This is a genomic window from uncultured Parabacteroides sp., assembly GCF_947855115.1.
Classification (GTDB): domain Bacteria; phylum Bacteroidota; class Bacteroidia; order Bacteroidales; family Tannerellaceae; genus Parabacteroides.
On sequence record NZ_CANTZW010000043.1, the window covers coordinates 1 to 21502 of the forward strand.

The 21502-nt window shown below is 44.9% G+C and carries 16 protein-coding genes and 3 pseudogenes; 4 read left to right on the forward strand and 15 right to left on the reverse strand.

Features of this window, described 5'->3' with window-relative positions:
- A pseudogene (locus Q0110_RS17270) lies at nt 1–638 on the forward strand (restriction endonuclease); the annotation flags it as partial.
- Between the two features lie 22 nt (nt 639–660).
- Here the strand turns inward: Q0110_RS17270 and Q0110_RS17275 are convergent.
- The 13 genes and pseudogenes from Q0110_RS17275 to Q0110_RS17335 form a co-directional block, all read right to left on the reverse strand.
- Complete coding sequence (locus Q0110_RS17275; RefSeq protein WP_297909376.1) at nt 661–963, reverse strand: hypothetical protein; 303 nt, start codon at nt 961–963, stop codon at nt 661–663.
- Nucleotides 964–1045: 82 nt separating this feature from the next.
- On the reverse strand, nt 1046–1483 hold the full coding sequence (locus tag Q0110_RS17280; protein ID WP_297909378.1) for a DNA modification methylase: 438 nt from the start codon (nt 1481–1483) through the stop codon (nt 1046–1048).
- Between the two features lie 11 nt (nt 1484–1494).
- The gene (locus Q0110_RS17285) at nt 1495–2145 is read right to left on the reverse strand and encodes a master DNA invertase Mpi family serine-type recombinase (protein ID WP_297909381.1); all 651 of its coding nucleotides are present in this window, start codon (nt 2143–2145) and stop codon (nt 1495–1497) included.
- A gap of 139 nt (nt 2146–2284) precedes the next feature.
- On the reverse strand, nt 2285–3676 hold the full coding sequence (mobV, locus tag Q0110_RS17290) for a MobV family relaxase (RefSeq protein WP_297909384.1): 1392 nt from the start codon (nt 3674–3676) through the stop codon (nt 2285–2287).
- Between the two features lie 205 nt (nt 3677–3881).
- Entirely contained in the window at nt 3882–4952 is a 1071-nt protein-coding gene (locus Q0110_RS17295) for a DUF6371 domain-containing protein (protein ID WP_297909387.1), read from the reverse strand.
- Nucleotides 4953–5086: 134 nt separating this feature from the next.
- Nucleotides 5087–6502, reverse strand: coding sequence for a YfjI family protein (locus Q0110_RS17300; protein ID WP_297909390.1), 1416 nt, complete (start codon nt 6500–6502; stop codon nt 5087–5089).
- The gene (locus Q0110_RS17305) at nt 6495–6848 is read right to left on the reverse strand and encodes a helix-turn-helix domain-containing protein (protein WP_004328966.1); all 354 of its coding nucleotides are present in this window, start codon (nt 6846–6848) and stop codon (nt 6495–6497) included. Before Q0110_RS17305 ends, Q0110_RS17300 begins: the two co-directional genes overlap by 8 nt.
- Nucleotides 6849–7063: 215 nt before the next feature.
- A pseudogene (locus Q0110_RS17310) lies at nt 7064–8203 on the reverse strand (DUF6043 family protein).
- A 47-nt stretch (nt 8204–8250) separates the two neighbouring features.
- Entirely contained in the window at nt 8251–9582 is a 1332-nt protein-coding gene (locus tag Q0110_RS17315) for a tyrosine-type recombinase/integrase (RefSeq protein WP_297909403.1), read from the reverse strand.
- 13 nt (nt 9583–9595) lie between these two features.
- Nucleotides 9596–10893 (reverse strand): annotated as a pseudogene (locus Q0110_RS17320) (site-specific integrase).
- Between the two features lie 696 nt (nt 10894–11589).
- Nucleotides 11590–12156: a hypothetical protein gene (locus tag Q0110_RS17325; protein WP_297909408.1), complete on the reverse strand. Its 567-nt coding sequence runs from the start codon at nt 12154–12156 to the stop codon at nt 11590–11592.
- 190 nt (nt 12157–12346) lie between these two features.
- On the reverse strand, nt 12347–13510 hold the full coding sequence (locus Q0110_RS17330; RefSeq protein ID WP_297909411.1) for a vWA domain-containing protein: 1164 nt from the start codon (nt 13508–13510) through the stop codon (nt 12347–12349).
- 19 nt (nt 13511–13529) lie between these two features.
- The gene (locus Q0110_RS17335) at nt 13530–14777 is read right to left on the reverse strand and encodes an OmpA family protein (RefSeq protein WP_297909412.1); all 1248 of its coding nucleotides are present in this window, start codon (nt 14775–14777) and stop codon (nt 13530–13532) included.
- 739 nt (nt 14778–15516) lie between these two features.
- Between Q0110_RS17335 and metF the strand changes: the two genes are divergently transcribed.
- Nucleotides 15517–16470, forward strand: coding sequence for a methylenetetrahydrofolate reductase [NAD(P)H] (gene metF, locus Q0110_RS17340; protein WP_297909415.1), 954 nt, complete (start codon nt 15517–15519; stop codon nt 16468–16470).
- Between the two features lie 130 nt (nt 16471–16600).
- Here the strand turns inward: metF and Q0110_RS17345 are convergent, their stop codons facing one another.
- On the reverse strand, nt 16601–17413 hold the full coding sequence (locus Q0110_RS17345; protein WP_297909418.1) for a glycerophosphodiester phosphodiesterase family protein: 813 nt from the start codon (nt 17411–17413) through the stop codon (nt 16601–16603).
- Nucleotides 17414–17833: 420 nt separating this feature from the next.
- Here Q0110_RS17345 and Q0110_RS17350 point away from each other — a divergent pair, with 420 nt between their 5' ends.
- Entirely contained in the window at nt 17834–18958 is a 1125-nt protein-coding gene (locus tag Q0110_RS17350; protein ID WP_297909420.1) for a DNA polymerase III subunit delta, read from the forward strand.
- Between the two features lie 27 nt (nt 18959–18985).
- On the opposite strand, the gene Q0110_RS17355 is transcribed toward Q0110_RS17350, so the two are convergent.
- Nucleotides 18986–20308, reverse strand: a complete 1323-nt coding sequence (locus Q0110_RS17355) for an MATE family efflux transporter (RefSeq protein WP_297909423.1) — start codon at nt 20306–20308, stop codon at nt 18986–18988.
- Between the two features lie 105 nt (nt 20309–20413).
- On the opposite strand from Q0110_RS17355, the gene Q0110_RS17360 reads away from it, so the two are divergent.
- Nucleotides 20414–21412, forward strand: a complete 999-nt coding sequence (locus Q0110_RS17360; RefSeq protein ID WP_366139701.1) for a gliding motility protein GldB — start codon at nt 20414–20416, stop codon at nt 21410–21412.
- Nucleotides 21413–21502 lie beyond the last annotated feature (90 nt).

The following is a 21502-nucleotide window of genomic DNA, read 5'->3' on the forward strand; positions in this document are numbered from 1 at the left end:
GTTATCTTTATAAGATTGTGGATGATTGCGAAATAGCAGATGTGGATTCTTTGACAAATGATGAAAAAGAGAACGGAATAGCAACCACTAAGCCGTACTATGTGCCTTACGACAAAGGAGATAAAGACGGTAATAGATGGTATCTAGAGACCCCTTTTGCTATTGCATGGTCTAAAGAGAATGTCCGCTTTTTGAAGACAGACCCGAAAGCTCGTTACCAAGGTTATACGTTCTACTTTAGGGAGGGATTTTGTTGGAATAATGTTTTGACCACGTACATGAAATGTAAGAAGAAAGAAAAGACGGTTCAAAGTACTGAGAGCATGAGCTTTTTCTCATGTACAGAACAAACACCGGAATATTATCTTATTTCGATTATGAATTCAAGATTTGCTGCATTTTACGTAGATAATCTTGTAAATTCGACATCACATTGTACAACCGGTGATGCAAAACTTATCCCAATTATGACACCAACCATTGAGCAACTATATGAATGTAAACGCCTCTTTGATAAAGCATTTGAATTGAAACGGTCTGTAGCAAAAGGGATTGCGACAGATTTAGATATTGCAGAAGAACTCAATGCTGTGGAAAGAGCTAATGATTTAATAGTTGAGAGTATATATCAATTATAGATATATTGTATGGAGTAGAGGATTAATGGGGATCCTCTACTCCATACAATAAACGAACCAATCTATCAAGTTCATACTGTTTTTCTCCCATAAGGAAATCATCCGTAGTTACAGTTTTCTTGAGGCTGATACAATCAGCAACTAATTTTTGCAATGATTCAAATGTTTCCTTTTGAGGGATTATTATTGGAAGTTGTCTAGCGTCATTTATCTGAAAATGAGAAGTATTATTGATAAAGTTATCCACATATAGACTAATAAATTCAGAATTGATTAGCGCAACAAAGTACCAATCAGGAAGGGTCGTCATTGTGAATAGACTCATACTCAAAACATCAAAAACGCCATTCGCTTTAATTCTGGCTTTAAGATATGTAGAGTTGACATCTATCCAACAAAATCCCTCCCTATACTAAACCAAAGATTTGATTTGCTATAAAATCATCCAATTCTTTTTGTGTGTTTGAAGACTCTTTCCCTTTTATTTTTTGCACTATTGCAGTTTTTGCCAAGGTGTTACAAAATGATAATTGTTCAGATGTAGGAACTATAATTGGGAGTTGCCGAGCATCGTTTATTTGAAAAGTCTGAGTGTTATTCACAAAAGTATCAACGTAATAGCTAATCAGGGTCGAATTAATTACACACAAAATATATTTTTCGGGAACTTTATCGCACACGCCAAAAATACTCATGCTTTTTACATCATGAATACTCTTTTGCTTAATTCTACATTTAAGAAACGTCGTATTAATATCACTCCAACACAATCCCTCCCTAAAATAGAATTGAGGATTACGGACAACGGGCATGCCTTCTCCTTTCTTGCCGGAATTAGTCTTCAAAAAACGGGCGGTTAATAGATACCACGCTCCCATCTACCATTCCTTGATTTTGTTGGTGTTCTTAGCCCAGTGTATGCTAAATAGCGATATAGGGTTCCTCTTGCAATTCTCAATTTCTTAGCTATTTGTGGTACACTTATTCCTTTTTCCATTTGACTCTCTATGTATTTGTGCTTAGCTACACATTTTACGTTCAACTGTTTATTGCGTTGACCTTGACCTCTACCGACTGGATGTCCTTCCTTTTTTAATCGAGCAAGGGCTTCTTTTGTTCGTTGAGAAATCAGATTACGTTCTATCTCTGCTGACAATCCAAAAGCAAAGGCAAGAACTTTACTTTGAATATCATCGCCAAGACGGTAATTATCTTTAATAGTCCAAACGCGACTCTCTTTGTTCATGCAAATGTTGAGTATTTCCATTATCATAAAAAGGTTACGACCAAGCCGAGACAGCTCCGTACAAATTATCAAATCGTCTTTGACAATTCGATTCAAAAGTTTACCAAGTGCTCGTTTGTTATAATTTTTAGTACCAGAGATAGTTTCTTCAATCCATCCATCTATAGTTAGACCTTCTTTTTTACAGAAACGCTCTATCTCGAAGCGTTGATTTTCCACCGTCTGTTTGTCTGTGGAAACACGGATATAGCCATATACCATTTTTAGATATATGATACCTCTTTTGTTTTGAAAAACAAAGGTTTTAGAGGCATTATTTTTCGATACATACCTGTCTTTTCTGCAAATTGTTTGCTCCCATGGGTTCTATTTTTTAATTCCATACCTCACATGTCTTTAATCATCGTCTTGTGGTTGTTTGTTTCTTGGAGTATTTATCTTTATCTCTCCACGGAAGTTCCGAAGAAGAACCACCTCCACCAGTACCGACATGAACCTCCGCCGGTCCTCCAACGGCAAGGGTAAAAGCTGCACCCAATAGCTCTGCCTGCTTTCCATTTACCTGCTCCTGTGGCTCAAATACGGTATTAACAAATTCCTCGTCCGTGATCTGGCCGTTGAAATGTCTTTGGGCCACATCATAGTCTATCTGGAATTTGATGTTCTCAAAAAGTTCATCACCGACCCGTGTCCAGATGTGGAGCGACGGATTCCGATAGTTTGAGACATTGATACGTACAAGCTCGGCACCGGACGAGAGGCTGTAACGCAGGGGATTGGCCTTGCGGTCAAGCAAACTTATCTGCTTTCGCTGCCTGTCTATGACTGTATCTTTCTCTTTTGACCGCCGTTCTGCCTCTTCCACCTGATGAATGGCCTTGTCTATTTCTTTTTGATATCCGTTTCGCAATTTTCCGATTTCTAATTTATGTTGTTCCTGCAACCGTGACTTTTCTGCCTGAAGTTCCTTAATCTGTTTATTGAGTTCGGTAATCAGCCTGTCCTTGTCAGTCAGTTCCTTCTTCGCCTTGGCAAGGTCTCCCTTGCCAAACCACGCGAGGATGGTATTCCTGCCTTCTCGCGCCTTCTCCACATCGGCCTGTAACTGGGCTATATCCTCTTCATACTGGATTACCTGCTGCCTGTAATATTCCGAGTTTGTCTGATGCTTGGCGGTAGAGCCGACAATTCCACGCTGCAATCCGAACGGTTTCATGGCTTTGGCATAACCGTTCTGGTATTCATGCAATTTGGTACGACGCATCACATCGTACGCCGACAGACGGGGGCCGGACTTCGTTTCATATTTCTTTTCGCCCTCTCGCTTCCTGCGGATACGCTCACCGGTTACAATGGGCACGACTGTGGCGTGCAGGTGCGGGGTCTTCTCGTCCATATGCAGCACGCAGGACACAAGGTTGTCATCACCAAAGGTCTCCCTTAGCCATTTGAGATTGGCATCGATCCAACTGCCCAGTTTGCCGTCATTGGCAATTTTCATCATCTGCTCATGCGTTCCGGTCAGCATTACGCATATTGCCTTTGTCTGGTTCTTGCTGACTTTGCGGCGCAGCCCGGCGGTCTCGATGCGGCGCTGTATCGCCTCGGTGCGATTGGACACGCCATCGGGAAATCTGACCAACTCACGGTTGAGATGTGTCCGGTCAGCATCGGCATTAACCGGTACATAAATCTTTCCCTTGGCATCCTTTCTTTCTATATGGCATGACATTCCACTGTCATTACCGCTGCCACGCTGCAGGTGGCAGACAGCGTATTGTGTATTACTCATATCTTCTGTTCATTATTTTATTGTTATTCTTGTTGTAAAATCCCGTCAAACTGCTGGAGGCATACCCGGGAGCCTGAGGAGCGCCCCGGGCTTATGGGCTTTTTAACTGCCGGACGCAAAGCGGAGACTGTGAAAATGCCCTAATAAGCTACGGGATTTTACAACCCCATTTTCACGGGACAGCAAGCTGTCCATTGCTCCTCTTTCATTCCGTTTTTTCTGCATCCACTAGTTCGAGTCCGAAAGTATCGATGAAGGTCTGTAACGCGGGATTGCGTTCTATCATCCTCGCGAGAATCATCTGTGGCGTGTCCTCCATCAGCAGGAAGTCGGCGATGTCCAGTCCCTGTCTACGCTGTTCATCGGTCGCCATCTTCTCCAGCAGGTCGGAACAGGTGACACGCCTGCAGATAGTCTCCAGCATTGGCAGCCGTTGCCGCCATTCGTCGGTTGCCTTGAGATCGGGGAAAAGGATCACTTCACGTCCTTTCAACACCTGCATGACCTCGTTGTTGAAACAGCCGTGCATTCCCCCGGTGGCAAGCCATACAAAATCAGGGATGAACAGGGCGGCAACCAATGCCGTCTTCTCGCTTTCGGCAATGGCTACAGGCTTGGCTGACATGGCAGCGGAAGTGTCCGAAAGCAGATGTTCACCGAATAGGCACTGCTTCATGTGGAAATCCGGCACTTTTCTTACGGAATGGACCCAGTTGACTTGACTGAAAGGCTCTTTAATCCGGTGCCCGGTTACGGTATCGTAGCCCATAATCTTGCCTGCACGTACGTTACCCTTGACATCTATCTGCCAGAACACGGTCGAACCGTTCCACATCCTTGACGTGCCGACTTTGTAAACATGGAACAACCTGCCGGCTTCCTCCTTGCCCGCCACTTTGGTGAAGTAACGGTACAAAGGGTTGATGTCGTACCCGCGCATGGATTGCTCCACCAAATCATAGGGAAGATAAGAAATCTCCGGTTCTTGTTCTGTTGGCGGTTGTTTGGCTGCATACCTTACTGTCGCAAATTCACTGCCGTTCATTTTATGGCCAGCCGATGTTTCCCTTGCTGACGGATTGTCCCGGAAGTATTCTTTCGGGGAATAGTGATAGCCACAACTGTTGATGTGGTCGCATTTGCCCACGTACCCCGGGAAAGAAATCTCTCCCGTCTCGTCAATATAACGGGTAAAGCAAGACTTCCTTCCGCACCCCGGACAAACGGTCTTGCTGCCCGGTTTGTATTTTTGAAGATGGAATCTATATTCGTTCATAATGTTGTCGATTACGTGTTTCTGCAAATGAATACCACCATTTGCAGTTTGCAGTTCTTGCAGTCCTGCAGGAATTTCCCCTTTTCGGTTCTCGAAACTGCAAAACTGCAAAGACTGCAGGCTGCAACAAGGGATCAGACGTTGCAGTTTCGTGGGGATGATTCATCATTGTTTTCATTGGATTTAATAGATTTATCATACATGATTTTCTCGTAATGTCCGGCTTTTGATTTCCGGAGAAGCCTGCTGCGGCATAACTCCTTCAGGTAGTTCATTACAGTCCGCTCGCTGACGCACTGCCGTTCCTTTCCAACGGTTATTGCTGTTTTTGTATCAAAGGTATCAGGTAACATCGACAGCAACATCTTTGGAGGGTCTTCACAGGTGTCATTCGCCACGAAAGAACGGATACGCGTGTATGACTCCTCAAAATAGTCATTCAGCCGTATGGCAGCTTTCACCGATGATACATCTATAAACTGCAGGTGACTTTCACCGGATGCGTGGTGCAAAACCTGAATTATCAATGCCAGACGGGCTACATGAGCCGGATATTTCATTTCCCGGCTGTCCACCTCGGCATCATCCTCTATCCGGTTGATACGCTCCACCTTCCTGTTCCACCAGGAGAAGAAATATTCCCTGGCCTCCCTGTCCATAGACAGCACGTGGGGTATTTTTTCTTCCGCTTCGGTGTCATAGTCCAATGCAAGGACCTTGTTCAATATGTTCTCCCAACGGACTGCAGCCAGGGATGTCCTTTCCCCATCGTCATCCCGGTTTTTCCAGGAGGAAAGCTTGGGGGATTTGGGCATCACGAACAGGATACGGTCAAGCAGCCCGTTTTCCTCGAAACCTTTTTTCAGAAGCTCGTGTACACGCTTGGTCTGCGTGGTCCCGATGATATTTATACATGGATGCTCTATGTGTACAGGAACAGGAGAGTTTACCCTGGTAACGTCCAAAGCCCCGCCACTCCATGCAGTCAGAAGCTGTTCTATTAGCTGCCCGTTCGTGTAACGGTTGGCAGAATTGAACATGCCCATGATCTCGTCCACCAGAATGACCACGCTTCTCGGGTTGTGGTGGTGGGTCAGCAAAAGCGACTCGGGAGTGAAATCAGAGACGACAGTACGTTTCAGAACCGGTTTCTTCCCGGTTTCTCCCGCGGCTTTCCATGCCTCCAGTTCTGCCTCGTACACCTTGAAAAGGGTATAGTCACGTTTTCGGATCGGGCGATATGCAGCCTCCAGCGGTGGGGTCTTGCCCAGTCCTGGCCTGCCTACCAGAATGATGTACAACGCTCCGCTGCTCTGCCAGTCTCCTTTGATGCGGATACGGTATGCGCCTCCCAGGGCCGCGGATACAGCCGACAACATGGCCGTCGCGATGAACTCGATCTTGTAGTTCTCGTATGTGGACATATCGAGTATGACAGACTGCACGGCCTGGGGCAGGACCTCCAGCGGGAATCCTGTTCTTTCAATATCCTCCGCCTCCATGCGGATTCTGTTACACAGTTCAAGCCTGCCGGTTGCCATATCACACATTTTTTCTCTTGCAATAGGATGTTACACTCTCGGACTTGTTGCCTGTCTGTACCCGGCGTACATCGGACTTGGCATACATGTTCTTGTTACCTACCTTGACCGGTACGAGATAGCCACGCTTCGCCCACAAGTTGAGCGTGCCCTCGCACACGTTCAGCAACTCACGGACTTGTTTGGTGTTGAGATAAGTCTCCTCCGCTTCACGCAGTATCGCGGCTCTCTGTTCTTCCTGTTGCGCCATGATGGTACGTTGCACGATGGATTCAGCGAACATTTTAAGGTCCGCGGGAGTGACTTCTAGTTTCACGTTCGCTCCCTGCTCGACCAGACTCTCTATGGTAATCATAAATATCAGTTTTGAAGTTTGTGATGACCATCTACAAAAGTTCCCTGGTGCCCCGCTTCCGATGGCTTATAAAAGAGAAGCACCGCCAACCCTCGGGAAAGGATTGACGGTGCAAAACTATGCATGAATTGAAAGTAATTGATATATAGTGATTTGTCTTAAATTGTCATGACAATATAAGTCCGTGTGACAACGTGAAAAGGTTATAATTGGCCTTATTTCTCTGCAATGGTCATCGTGCCTGTACCTGGGATATTACTGATAGCCTGTGCCAATTTCTGGAACAGTTCCCGGTTCTCGTCACTCTCTATCAGGGGTGCCATCTGGTCTTTGCCGTCCTTGATCACATGTTTTGCCGTTCTCAGGAATCCGACCGACTGCCGTATGGCACTCTCGCTTTTCAATGATGGCAAATCCGGGAACTGCAATGTCAGTCCCATGCTGTACTCCTTGGCTGTATGCATACCGGCAACCAGACCAAACTCCTTCAATACATAGAACGGTAATGCCTGATGAATGGCACTTGTATTGACGGAAATAAAGTCACGGATATGTTGTAATACAACTTCCTTGTTCTCGTGATCAAGATAATCGACAAGCGGCCGTTCCTGGATTTTTTTCTTTCCGGCCACGCATTGTACAACAGGTTCCCTGCCGCTGTCTTCAGTCCGGGTTGTAACCGTCTCCCTGCTTTCTTCATCGGTTCCCATGTCAGCCGTGATGGTCTGCAAGGCCCATTCACCGACACTACCTTTTTCAATGGCGCTGTTCATGGTAAAATACCTGTTCCAGTCTGCCCGGGTTCGGAAACCGCTCCTGATGGATACGTTTATTATCTGCTTGACGACAAGGGAACAGCCCAGCCTGTCAGCTTTCAGGTTCTTCATCTGTTTCTCTATCATGGAAACCATCGCCTCAAAACTCTTTCCATAATACAGCCAGCTCAACACGAGCGGTGCCGAAAGGGTGACACCTGGCTTGTAAGATTTGCCGCTGAAAAAGGACTTTATTCTGCCCCAGAATGTGACCGGTGGAATGTTGTCGGGCAGAGGACTGTTTTCCTCCCTCTGTTTCCTGTACAGCTCCACGATCTGCCCGGGTACCGCATTCTCCGCGAACTGCATGTTTATATTTGCAAGGCCATCCGTGCTGTCATCGTTCCAGGACAATTCCCATTCCCGCCTGATGCCGGGGAGTTACCTGAATATGGCTTTGCAGATGGCAAGATACTGCCTCTCGTCACCGTTTGTCATCAGGCGCGAGAAGCGGTTGTATTCTTCACGGTGCGTGTTCTTCCACTGGAGAATATCCTCCTTGAATTGTTCGTATGTCAATTTCTGCTCGTCCATATTCATATTGCATTATCGGTGGATGTAAAAGGATAGGTGAAAAAAAGGAACGGTCAGTCCAGAAGGTTTACCAGCTCCTTCTTCATTTCATCGTCTATCTTGCGGTACCGGGCAAAGGCACGGCTACCTTCAGAGTGCCCGGACATGGAGGCAATCAGGTTCGGGTCCTTGACCTGCTTGTACAGGTTCCTGATGAAAGTCTTCCTCGCCGTGTGGGTGGTGGCCACCTCGTACAATGGTCTTGCCACATCCTCGCGTGTTTTCGGGTCGAGCACCCTGACCATACGGTCGATTCCCACGTATTTGAGAATCTCCTTTATTTTCTTGTTGTAGCCGAAATGCGAGAATCTCGGAAGCAGTGCTTCTTCCAGGCCCTTGTACCTTTCCAGTATATCCAAAGCCTTTTGGTTAAGCGGGACCCGTACCGTGCCCGCGTGCTCCAGCTTGGTCTTCTGGGGAATGTACTCCACGCAACCATCCGCGATATTCGCCTTGGTCAGCCTGTTCAGGTCACTGACACGGCAACCGATCAGGCACTGGAACATGAAGATGTCACGATAGACCGGATAGCTGGCACCCATGCCGCTTAAGTCGGCATAATATACCTTGTCACGTTCTTCAAGCGTCAGGTAGAACGGATCACCGTACATGGGCTGCGCGATCTGGTACTGGTCGAAAGGATTATTTCGTGTAAGGCCACGCTTGATGCACCATTTGATGACAGTGCGTACGCGGTACAGGCTTCCCGACATGCTGTTCTCGGAACGTACCTGCTCGACATTGCGGCGGACCTCGTTCTGGTAAAACACGGGATACATGTCAACGTACTTGTGCTCCTCCTGCAGCCAGAATTTGAAATCCCTTATGTCATCTGCCGTGATGGAGTCAATGCAAAGATGGAAACCCCTCTGGTGTATGACCTCATGGCGGAAACGCTCGTAACGGAGTACCTTGTTGAGATTGTCAAGATGATGTTTCCGGCTCTCGAACGCTAGCGGGGTCTCGTCAACATATTTTTGTATCTGGTATGACAACAGGTATTCCTCTGTCTTGTTGCCACCCCTTGCATTGATGTTGGGGTGATGGTATTCTTCTATCAGCCCCTTGAGCCAGTTCCCGTCAACTCCACGGTAGTATTCCCTGGTGATCAGGTGAGTGATTTGCTGGATATCCCTGTCGAAAGCGTTCTTCTTCTCTTCCGAGACAAGAGCCACACGTGGTTTGTAACCTTGTCTCTCCGGGCTCCAATGGTTCGGGTTGATGGACAGCTCACTCGCGGCCTTTATGTCCACACCACCGATATCCCGGACACGGAAATAGACTCGGGCAAGATCCGTCACGTTGTTTTTAGCCGATGTCTTTCTGATAAATGCAGTTACTTTCATGTATATATCCTCCTCAGTTTATCATTTCCACAAGTTTTCGTTTCATGTCATCATCTATCGTCCGGTAACGCCGGAAGGCCCTGCTGCCTTCCACGTGGCCTGACATAGAGGCTATCAGGTTGGGGTCCGGAACCTGCCTGTACAGGTTGCCTACAAAGGTCTTGCGTGCCGTGTGGCTGCTGGCCACCTCGTACAAGGGCTTCTGTACGGTGTTGTAGCCGTGCGTGTCAAGAATGGTTACCTTGCGGTCGATGCCACAATGTTTCAGCAGTTCCCGTATACCCAGATTGTAAGTGTTGATGGGCTTGAACGGAAGCAGCTTGCCGGTATTCCCGCTATAGCGTTCCAGTATTCTGACCGCCTTTTCATGCAATGGGACCCTGACGGTTTTCGCCTGGCACTTCTTTGTCTTTTGAGGCATATACTCCAGAAAACCGTCCTTGATGTTTTCCTTGGTCATCCTGTAGAGATCACCGACACGGCAACCGACATAGCAGTGGAACACGAAAATGTCCCGGATGACAGCCAGTTTCGGGCAGTCGCTCAAGTCAGCGTCATACAGGACATTCCTCTCTTCCGATGTGAGGTAGAACGGGTCGCCGTAGGTCGGTTCCTTGCAGCCATAAACCGCATAGACTTCGTTGTCGGAATACTTCATTCTCTTGCACCAGTGCAGGAAAGTGCAGAAAAGGTTCATGATATTGATGACGGTCGTGTTGGATAGAGGCTTGGGCTTGTGGTTGATGAGCATACGGGGAGTATAAAAGTCAGGATACTCCTGGCGGAGCAGGTACTCGTTGGTGACGTACTCCCTGAAGTCGTTCATCTGCCCCAGGGTGACAGTTTCAACGAAGAGCGTGAAGTCAGTATCGCCCAATAATTCACGCCGGTACTCGTGATACCTGGTCATAGTTCGCTCGAAGCGGACGATGTGCTCCTTGGTTCTTTCCGCGCCGTCATATTTTTCCAGGTACTCGTGGATGCGGTGGAGCAGATTCGGGTGATCACGCTCGAAAGCTCGCGCGGGATGCAGGACATCCTCAATGACCTGTTTCATCCATTTGCCGTCAGCTTTCTCCGAGAAGGTCTTTTCCGCTCTCTCGATGATGGCGGCGATCTGTTCGGGCACCCGCTTCTGCTCAATGGCCGTCACGGCAGTCGTTCGCCTGTAACATAAGGTATCGGCATCCCAATACTTGTCATGGACCGCAATGGGGAAACCACTTTGATGTCCACGTTCTTCTCCCGTACCCGGAAGCAGATGTTTGAAGTGGTCGCGGAACATTTTTTCAGATAGACGGAAATTTTCATTTGCTATACCTTTTTTGATTACATAACAAAGGTATATAAATTCCCGAATATGTTCCCATATATCCCGAAGAAACTTGCAACGAATTAAGACAAATTAAAAAGTCATTCCCGAATTTGATACCACATAAAGTATTGAATATTAGTGGCTATATTTGCACTTATTTAGCTCTTTTTTTCATTTTCGGACTTATCCAACTTCTCAAATATCAGATATTGCAGTTCCACGCTTCTCGTTTAATAATATTAAAGTCAATGTATTATGTGGCCATTGGATTATTTCAAGAAGAAACGAGAAAAAGAAGAGCAAAGGCGTAGGCAAGAGGAAGAAAACGCTCGTCTGCAAAAACTGGAACAAGAACGTGCAATCCCCCTCTCGTCCCCTAAAGGGAGAGCACACAAAGACAAATTATGCCTTCACTCAATGGAGTTTCGATTTGTTAATATTATTAATTCCGGAAGATTGAATAACAAAGCGACAACAAAAACTCCCTAAAAGACATTGAAAGTTTTTATAGATATTGTTACCTGAAAGTAGTATACCCTACTTTAGTACAAAAATCATTTTGTTACCGGGATTTGTCCGCATGGTGGGAGAACCGTACCGATCAGCCAGGCACGCAATATCATTTTGTAATAATCGGCAGGCTGTTTTTGTGATATAATTCTATTTTCTACAAAGGTATTTTGCAAATTCAACTATATATGTACTTTCTTATCCGTTTCCATAAATAAAAGCACAGGAGAGTTTAAAACGTACTTTTTAAAGTTCTCTATTTTCCTGTCTGTACACTCTTCCAACCAAATCAATACTTTGTTATCCGGAACCGACACATGCCAGGAACTCCAACCGATGATATCTTTTATTATTTTCCTGTTTGACCTCTTGAAGTAAAAATCATGCAACAGTCTTTCCACTTTTAATAATTCTTTATATGGTACATCACACGATTTTAATCGTAAATATGGCAATGAGTTATCTGTCGCGATAGTCATAATTTCTGCGAAAGATGCAGTATTAGACAGAAGAAATACGATACTGTCACAATCTATATACGATCCACCATAAAATAAAGGATATTTTTCTTCTCTTGCATTTACAGACATGCGATATAACTCATTAGCCAATAAAACGCTCAAAGAATCGTTTTCGTCAATCATCCCATAGGAATGCATGAAAGAAACAGAATCTTTATTTATATTTTGCGAAATGCCAATGCGAGAAAAGCAAAGGGAATAGAATAGAAAAAACAAAACTATTCTCATAAGCATCACATTTTAATATTAACATTACCCCATAAATATAAGAAAAAATGCAATCAGGAACAATTAATTTCAAATATTTAATTCGATTTTCTCTGATAGCGTTCAATTCTGTGGAATATGATTGTGGATGATACGGAAAAGGAATTATGGCTGGTTTCAGCCATAATTCTCATACTTATAAGATTGCGTTTTACTCTTGATTATTTGTGCCAAAGGTCATATAGAATGCTCTTTCAGCCCTTGTTTTCCCATCTTCAGACAAGATGGTAATCTTCACTAAATGAGATTTCCCATCCATGAATTCTCTAATGTTGGTAAAACGAATGATATATGAGTTTGTCATCGCTCCCGTGACTGGTAGGTTCTCTAATGTAACCCCGGAGAAATCAGAAGGGGCAATAAGCGTGGTTCCTCCGGTATATTGAGATATACGCCACGGCTTTTCTCTGGAATATCGACTTTCTGTAAATGTTGTATCTGCGCTATAGACCGTATGGACTGTACCTTGGTTGGTATTCCAATTTGCTTGGCTCGCAAAATATTCTACTGAATATTGTTGTTTTCCGCTCGCTTGGTTGGGTTCATCCGTAAAATTCACATATATGCGATTTGCACCCGTACGGAAACTAATGTTTGCGTCCGCATAACGCAATGCCATTCCTCCACATTCGTCACTTACGCTATAGCCAGATGCCGCGTTACTCAAAACGGATGCGTCAGAACCGGAAAAACCTTTTGTGCGTCCTGTGCCTGTACTTCGGTTTAAATAGGCGCTAAGAGAATTTACGTCAGTCAGATTGATCGCGCCATTAATCCTCCCGTTCTCGGAATAGCCTACACAACCGAATTGTATATCAAGGCTGGAAGCCGATAAGGTTTGTGCCCAGGAAACAATGTCCCGTGCGATGGCATCGGCTTCCTGTTGCATACTTCCTGAGTTATCTACGATGAACACAAGATCTGCCGCAAGCTCTTGGTCTTCCTCATTATCATCGGCATTATTATATACCAATATTCCTTTAGGCATCCCGTCTACCGATAACCAGATATTTTGTCCGCTTTGAGCAGTTCCAACCAACCGTAACCAATCATAGGAATTGGCGTCCTGTATTCCTGTCATATCTATTCGCACGATAGCATCGGCCCCATCTGTCTCAACCGTATATTGGATGTTGGGGATTGATGTCGTTGGTGTGCTTATGGATGGATTCTCATCTGCCAAGCTATCATCTGGAATACCCGTGCTGTTTCCACTTTCCAGTATGATCGTGTCATCGCCACTGTCTATGCACGATGTGAATACGGCCGCTATCATAAAGAACATGATAGAAGTTATGTGAAAAAAAATCTTCATAAAAAGTCCTCCGTTTAAATTAGTTCAATATTGTAAATTCCACCCTGCGGTTCATAGCCCGGCCTTCATCTGTCGAATTGGTTGTCAAAGGCTTGGATTTCCCGTAATAACTATAAGTGAGTTTGTCGCGACTTATTCCTTTTTGAACGAGATACTCAACGACGGCTTCCGCTCTTTCTTTCGAGAGATTCATGTTGAAATCGTCTGATCCGACACTATCTGTGTGCCCTTTCACCTCAATGCGCTTGTTCATCCGTATCAGGGTTGTCGCCAGTTTATCAAGATATTCATATGATTCAGATTTGATCGTGCTTTTCGAGAAATCGAAATGAATTGCATCCACCGCGCAAATTGTTTTTCCTTCAACACTCTCATTTCTGGCCATAAGTGTGATGATTTCCTCCAATGTATAGCATGGCTTTTCTTCCGCGACGGGGATTTCCGCGGGTTTGGTCTCAACGAACTCTTTTACGACAACCGGTGGGACATACCGTGATGTTTTCTTCTTAGCCTTAAAGATATCAAAAGGAATTGATAGGACGGCTTGAAGCTCGAAACCTGAGAGCTTCCGTGTACCGTTTATCTGGTAGTTCCTCGTGAACAAATTGGCTACATCATTGGCCTCTCCATTTTTCTCTTTTTTACCGTATGTGTCAGTAAAACCTAGCTCATAGTTGGCTTCGAGGCCCAGATAACAATGATTGCCCGCAACTGGAATGGCAAATTTCAGGCCCGCGCCTATTTGTCCCGCGAAATATGTTGAAGACATGTTCGCATCCGAGACACCTAGTTTATATCCCTCGTAACTATGGTCTTTATAATCTTGTTGCAACTTTATATCACCGCCAGTCACGATCCCCAATACGGGAGCAACGAACACATAGGGACGAATGGTAGACGCGGCCTTACCGAAATTATAAATAAGAGGTACACGTAGATCGAAGGATTTGGCTTTCAATATATAGCTGATATCATCTATTACCCCCCCGTAACTATCATTATAGATTTCGGAGAGTTTACCTCCTCGGTTGAGAATGGAGATTTGCGGACGAATACCAAACTGATTTTGTTTACCAAACTCTCCCTGTACGAACAAAGAGAATACACCGCTGTTTAAATTATTATTTGTGGGGAAATACTCCTTGTCAATTTCAGAAAAGGTCATATGGCTTGAGTGAAAACCTCCGGCTATACCCCAATACCATTTATTGGCTGTTTCCTGCTGGGCCATCATGCCATGTGGAAGTAAACTACATGACATGAGCATGGTGACGAAAATTTTTTTTAACGGATCCATTTACTTAAAATAAAAAAATAAAGGCGTGTAACCATTCGCGAGAACAAAAGCTAAAAGCTCAATTCTATATTTTAATTTTAATACGGATGGAAACGCTTTTCCTAATTGTTTATACTTTTAATTCATTTAAATTAGACTGTGGATGACAACTCCTAGAGTGGTCGAATCCTTTACGTTTCATACATTTCTACTCTCTGTTTCTTTTTATCATTTTATGGTTAAACATCTTTGTCTGATTGATTACCCATTGTAATGGGCGACATTCACTCTATGTCAATCTTTTGCAAGGATAGTTAAAACTCCTCAAATAATTTTTGTTTTACAAAAACACTCATATTAATATATATTACTTGAGTTTATATACCTCTATTTATCAGGAAATATCTGTTATGCTCTATAATTTTGCAGGACTGGCAGTAATAAAAATAATCCTTGTACCGGAGGGGGAGATTCAATATGCCGATTATGCGGGTGGCGAAAGCAGAACGGAACGAATCAAAGACTACTTTCATACAAGCTGCCGGTAGGAGCGAGTTACACGGTGGAAGTCTCCGTCTTTCCTAAAAAACACGTACATGTTTTTCCAAATACTCGTACGTGTTTTTGAGAAAAGACGTACATGTTTTTCAGCCCGATATCAACCTATAGTAAATAAAGGCTGCGTTAGCAAGAAATTTGTTACATTTGTACCCAAAATAATTAAGTCACGATGAAAGTTATTGACCTGATAAGGAATAGTAAGAGTACCGCTTTTTCTTTTGAGATATTACCGCCGTTGAAAGGTAACAGTATCCAGAAAGTGTATAATGTAATCGACAAGTTGAGGGAATTTGATCCTAAATATATAAATATCACCTCCCATCATAGCGAGTTTGTCTATAAAACCTTACCAGACGGAAGTTTCCAAAAAGTAAATATCCGGAAGCGGCCGGGTTCCGTGGCGATCGCCTCGGCTATCCAAAACAAATATGGTATCCCTGCCGTTCCTCATATCATATGTAAAGGTTTTACGAAAGACGAGACAGAATACGCTTTGATCGATTTAAACTTTCTTGGCGTAAACAACCTTTTATTATTAAGGGGAGATATAAAAACACTAGAGGCCTCCCAACAGAATACGGAACTGTATCACGACCATGCGACAGACTTACAACAACAAGTCAATCATTTCAACGAAGGTATCGCGTTAGATGGTTCCAAAATAGATGGTATCGAGACCCCATTCTCTTACGGCATGGCTTGCTATCCGGAAAAACATGAGGAAGCACCCAATATGGAATCCGACATCTATTACTTAAAGGAAAAGGTAAAAAATGGAGCGGAGTACCTGGTGACCCAGATGTTTTTCGATAATGATAAGTACTATGCGTTCGTAGACCGTTGCCGTGCGGAAGGCATCACGATCCCTATTATACCCGGTATCAAGCCGATCGTCTTCAAGAACCAATTAACCGTTCTTCCGAAGATATTCCGCGCGGATATTCCCGAACCTTTCGCCGCAGAATTACGCAAATGCAAAGATGACGCTGAAGCGAAAGAAGTAGGCGTGGAATGGTGCGTGCAACAGTGTAAGGACTTGATTGCCCATGGTGTGCCCAGCTTGCATTTTTATACGATGATGGCCTCAGACAGTGTCTATAAAATAGCGAAAGAAATATATTAAGATAAAGAAGAAGTAACACCTAAAAAAAGCCAAACAACTTGATAAAATCTTGATCAAGCTGTTTGGCTTTCAATATCTCTCAACCTCTCACGGCACGTACATTTCTCAGGCCTACCTCCTACCCGTTTTTTTATTTGCCAGCTCTAAAAGGCCTGTCATAATCCGAATCAATCTGAAAATACTTCACTCCCCACGATTTCAACCATTCCAGGTCTTTCCCCGCATTCTCTATATTTTCCGGGGTGAGAGGTTCACGATAAGGTCGATTCACACAAGCCATGATTTGAATTCCTTCTTTCTCGCACCATTGGATAAGACGAGAGTTAATCTCGTCGATCCCGGCAAATAAGAAATAATAGTCTTTCGTTTTATCGCCATATTTCTTGAAAAATTCATCCTTCTCACGAATCAGCATCGTTATTTTCGCCTTACCAAGGAAATACTCGCCATGACCTATGAAATAAGAAGATTCCAGAAAACCGGTCTCCGTAAGAATACGTTCCACCTCTTGATAAAAAGCAAGAGACGGCTTATCTACTTTAATATCGATCATCAATTCCGATAGTTTTCCCTTGCAATAATTGCAATACTCCTCCATAGACACCGGCACCTTTCCATCCTCTCGCAAAGGACGAAGTCTTTGAATCTCGGCCCAAGTCAGATCCTCCGCTCTCGCTTTCGAATCATAATCCCGCTCGAAAGTCCGGTTATGATACAAAAATAATTTCCCATCCTTACTTTGCCTCACGTCGATCTCAACGCCGGAATACCCCCTTTCTATAGCCGCATCCAACGCCGCCAGGCTATTTTCCGGATGTATGCCACTCTCTGTCACTCCACCCCGGTGAGCCAACAAATGGTACTGACGGTCTATATCCGAAGCCCTCGATGCAGTAACCGAGAACAATAAAAGAACTCCACAAATAAGATTGCATAACTTCATCTCATATCCTCCTATATAATCTATAATGATTCTACGCCTTAATTATCAAATTTTGTAAAGATAGTATTTTTTTCAAACCCGAGTAGGGGTTTTTACACGTTGAGTTGTCTAATAAGCGTACACGATTGAACAATCAAGTACGAAACATGGTTATTAAAAAAAATTTAAGGCGATGAAATACATATTCTTTATTGGACTTGACTTATTACTATACCCGTTCTTGGTTTTACACTACATCTGCCAATCGATATTTACAAAAAATAAGTAAATCGTAGGTATCAGCGCATTATACGGAAAGAACGACTATCGCACCATTCAACAACAGAAAAAAGTCATAAATCGCAAAAATCCCTTGCCTTTTGATATCTGAATACTTTTCCGTAACTTCGTTCCTTATTCTATTAAGAAAAGGAAAATCTCATGTACTTTAAAGATATCATCGGACAAGAGGAGGTGAAGGAACGATTGAGGCAATCGGCCCGGACAGGGATCGTACCCCATGCGCAGTTATTCACGGAGCAAGGAGGAGCCGGGGCGTTTCCGCTGGCCTTGGCTTACGCCCGTTACCTGAATTGCTTGAACCGGACAGATACGGACGCTTGCGGGCATTGCCCGTCATGCCTTAAGTATGACGAGCTGGCACATCCCGATTTACATTTTGTATTCCCGATCGTCGCCAAGAAAGAGAAAAAGAAAGAGGTCTGCGATGATTACCTCGGCGAGTGGCGAGGATTCCTTAAAGGACATCTCTACTTCAATATGGATGAATGGCTGGATTATATCGAGGCTGGAAACTCACAGGCGATCATCTATTCCAAGGAAAGCGATGAGATCATCCACAAACTAAGCCTAAAGATTTATGAGGCGGAATACCGTGTCCTGATCGTTTGGCTACCGGAGAAACTACATCCCACCTGCGCCAACAAGCTCTTGAAAATCATAGAGGAACCTCCCCAGAAGACGGCTATCCTTATGGTATCCGAGACTCCAGACCTCATTCTCGGAACTATCCAATCCCGTGCGCAACGCATCCATATCCGCCCCATCGAGACCGAAGCGATCAAGAATGCCATGATATCCCGTTTCGGGCTCTCGCCGGAGGACGCGAAACACATAGCGCATCTATCCTCCGGTAATTTTATCAAGGCGATGGAAGCGATCAGCCTGGGTGAGGAAAATAAATTCTTCCTGGAGCAATTCAAGACCATGATGCGAAACTCATGGGCACGAAACGTAAAAGGAATGAAAGCGATGGCAGATGTCATGGCAGGGATCGGACGGGAACGACAGAAAAACTTCCTCTCCTATTGCCAGCATTTGATCCGGGAGAATTTCATGTACCGATTCCAATCGCCGGAACTTAATTACATGAATCTGGACGAGGCTAGTTTCTCCGTCAAGTTCTCTCCTTTCGTGAACGAGCGAAACGTGATCGACCTGATGGAAGAATTGGCGAAAGCGGAACGTCATATCACGCAGAACGTGAACGCCAAGATGGTCTTTTTTGATTTATCCTTGAGAATCACGGTATTGATCAAGAAATAGCCTCTCCAAAAGTTAAATTCAAAAAAACTATATTTTCTTGCCACGCCAGTTTCCTTTCCACAAATAGAAGAAAGAAGAAAGGATCATGATATTATATACATACTCCGTAGTCCAGCAGACAGCCACATCCGCACGCAACCATACGGCTATATACAGTATGTATAGCACATACACGAATATGCTAGCCATATCAATCTCCAGCGCACGCCGGGTATTGCCTGTACCCGACACGCTAAAGAAATAAATAAAGCCGGGAACGGCGAAGAGATAAGAAGACAGCATCACCCACAACGATGGGATCGAGCTAGCGATCAAATCCGGATTGTCCGTATAAATACGCAATACGATAGAGGGAAATATAGCGATCAAGATACCTATCGGCAACACAAACGCATAGCACAACCCGATCATCCTCCGGCAAAGCGGGAGCACCCGGTCCGATTCCCCCGCCCCGATCAAGTTGCTCACCAGCGAGCTATTCGTGGAGGCGAAAGCGTTCACGAACATAAACAGGAACGAGGAGATACTACGTACCACGTTCGTAATCGCCAACGGTCGCTCACCCAGATGCTCCATGGCGATAAAGAAGACAAACCATCCCCCGAAGGCGATCCCATGCTGGATCATCACCCAGACAGACACATTTAATATCTGCCCCAGCATCCTGAAGTCTACCTTCGTGAAACGGAACAGGCCGTATTTCCGGTAATCCACCTTTTTCCAAGTATAAATCACGAAGAAAAGCACGGACACACCCTCCGAGATAGAGGAAGCGATAGCGGCACCCGCTATTCCCAAGGCCGGGAAACCGAACTTACCGAATATCAAGATATAGTTCAAGACCACGTTGGTAAGCACCATCACCACCGAATTGGCTGTCAATATCTTCGTATTTGTCGTACCCACGTAGAACGCACGGAACATCACAGCGATGAAAGAGAAGAAGAAACCATACACCCGCCAATCCAGATAACTGATCGTCGCCCGGTATACCTCTTCCGAGCCGATCATCCGGTGAAGCAGATAGGGCGTACAAAGGTTAGAGGCCATGAACAACACCGCCGCCAGCAGGAAAAGAAACAGGCCACCTTGCGTGAAAACCTCACCGATCCGTTTATACTCCCCCTCACCGTTACGGCGTGCCATCAACACCTGGGCACCCACGCTGAAACCGAAACCCAGCATATAAATCACGAGGTAATAGACACCCGCCAAGGCGGAAGCTCCCAGCTCCACCTCGCCCACACGTCCTAGGTAAGCGGTATCCGTCAATCCGATCATATGCTCCATGAGCAAGCTGATCAACACCGGATACGTGATCTTCAGAATTTGTTTGTTCGTATATCTCATGATGAATCTTGAATAAAAGGGACGCAAAGGTAGTAATAAGATACCAGTCACACAATATTACCCCCTATGATTCGTTTCTTATTATATTACATTTATATGAAAGATATGATTACAAAACTCATCATGGCCTGCATCTTGTCCGCTACGCTATTAAGCTGTAACGGACAAAGCGCGAATACGATCAACTACGCCACCGTCGAACCCTTGCACATCAACCGTTTCGACAAGGATTTATTCCGTCTGATCGATACAAGGGACACGACCTTGCAATCCGAGCTGGCCAGTCAATACCCCGAAATGCTGGATATCATCGGGAAAGGCATATTAAACCTGCAAAGTATCGAGACTCCCGGTTTCTTCGAGAAAATGCTGAATTATTACTCGGAGCCTACCTTGAAAGGCTTATATCGCGACGCTATCGCCCAATATGATTCCGTGGAAGATATCGAGAAATCCTTGGGATACGGATTCGCCTATCTCAAGGAGAACTTTCCTTCGATGCAGATCCCGGCCATCTATATGCACGTATCCGGTTTTAACCAGAACGTATTGGTGGGCGACAGCTTGCTTTCCCTTTCCATCGATAAGTATATGGGGAAGGATTATCCCTTGTATCAAGACTTCTTCTACGACTCCCAGAAACTGAAGATGCAACGTGGGCTCGCGGTCCCGGATTATCTGGCGGGTTGGCTCATGTCCGAATATCCTTTCGCTGGAAAAGAGAACGTATTGCTAGACCGGATGATTTACGAGGGAAAAATAAAATACCTGATCTCGCAAGCCTTAGATACTCCCGATGCCGCCGGGCTGATGGGATACACCGAACAAGCCTACAACTGGTGCAAGGACAACGAGGGGGCGATCTGGAAAGCGATCATCGAGCGTAAACATCTTTATACCCCGGATCAACTGGCGACCTCTCAATATTTCGAGGATACCCCCGTTATCTTCCCCGACAACGAAGCTCCCGAAAACATCGGAACTTGGATAGGCTGGCAGATCGTCAACCAGTACATGAAGGAGACGGGATCTACCCCGGAGGCGTTAATGCAAAACAACGACGCCCAAGAAATCCTGACCGCCTCAAAGTACAAACCCCTATAAACAGGAAAACCGCCCTATTCTCACGAACAAGACGGATAACCTAATCTAACTTAATTCTAATACCATGAAAAACACTATATCTTAATAACA

What these genes read in the sequence shown, in the direction of transcription:
- Q0110_RS17350 (WP_297909420.1), top strand. Translation starts at nt 17,834, where the DNA reads ATGTACTTTAAAGATATCATCGGACAAGAGGAGGTGAAGGAACGATTG.
- mobV (WP_297909384.1), bottom strand. Translation starts at nt 3,676, where the DNA reads ATGAGTAATACACAATACGCTGTCTGCCACCTGCAGCGTGGCAGCGGT.
- Q0110_RS17345 (WP_297909418.1), bottom strand. Translation starts at nt 17,413, where the DNA reads ATGAAGTTATGCAATCTTATTTGTGGAGTTCTTTTATTGTTCTCGGTT.
- Q0110_RS17285 (WP_297909381.1), bottom strand. Translation starts at nt 2,145, where the DNA reads ATGGTATATGGCTATATCCGTGTTTCCACAGACAAACAGACGGTGGAA.
- Q0110_RS17295 (WP_297909387.1), bottom strand. Translation starts at nt 4,952, where the DNA reads ATGAACGAATATAGATTCCATCTTCAAAAATACAAACCGGGCAGCAAG.
- Q0110_RS17305 (WP_004328966.1), bottom strand. Translation starts at nt 6,848, where the DNA reads ATGATTACCATAGAGAGTCTGGTCGAGCAGGGAGCGAACGTGAAACTA.
- Q0110_RS17330 (WP_297909411.1), bottom strand. Translation starts at nt 13,510, where the DNA reads ATGAAGATTTTTTTTCACATAACTTCTATCATGTTCTTTATGATAGCG.
- Q0110_RS17300 (WP_297909390.1), bottom strand. Translation starts at nt 6,502, where the DNA reads ATGTGTGATATGGCAACCGGCAGGCTTGAACTGTGTAACAGAATCCGC.
- Q0110_RS17275 (WP_297909376.1), bottom strand. Translation starts at nt 963, where the DNA reads ATGAGTCTATTCACAATGACGACCCTTCCTGATTGGTACTTTGTTGCG.
- Q0110_RS17360 (WP_366139701.1), top strand. Translation starts at nt 20,414, where the DNA reads ATGATTACAAAACTCATCATGGCCTGCATCTTGTCCGCTACGCTATTA.
- metF (WP_297909415.1), top strand. Translation starts at nt 15,517, where the DNA reads ATGAAAGTTATTGACCTGATAAGGAATAGTAAGAGTACCGCTTTTTCT.
- Q0110_RS17355 (WP_297909423.1), bottom strand. Translation starts at nt 20,308, where the DNA reads ATGAGATATACGAACAAACAAATTCTGAAGATCACGTATCCGGTGTTG.
- Q0110_RS17335 (WP_297909412.1), bottom strand. Translation starts at nt 14,777, where the DNA reads ATGCTCATGTCATGTAGTTTACTTCCACATGGCATGATGGCCCAGCAG.
- Q0110_RS17325 (WP_297909408.1), bottom strand. Translation starts at nt 12,156, where the DNA reads ATGAGAATAGTTTTGTTTTTTCTATTCTATTCCCTTTGCTTTTCTCGC.
- Q0110_RS17315 (WP_297909403.1), bottom strand. Translation starts at nt 9,582, where the DNA reads ATGAAAGTAACTGCATTTATCAGAAAGACATCGGCTAAAAACAACGTG.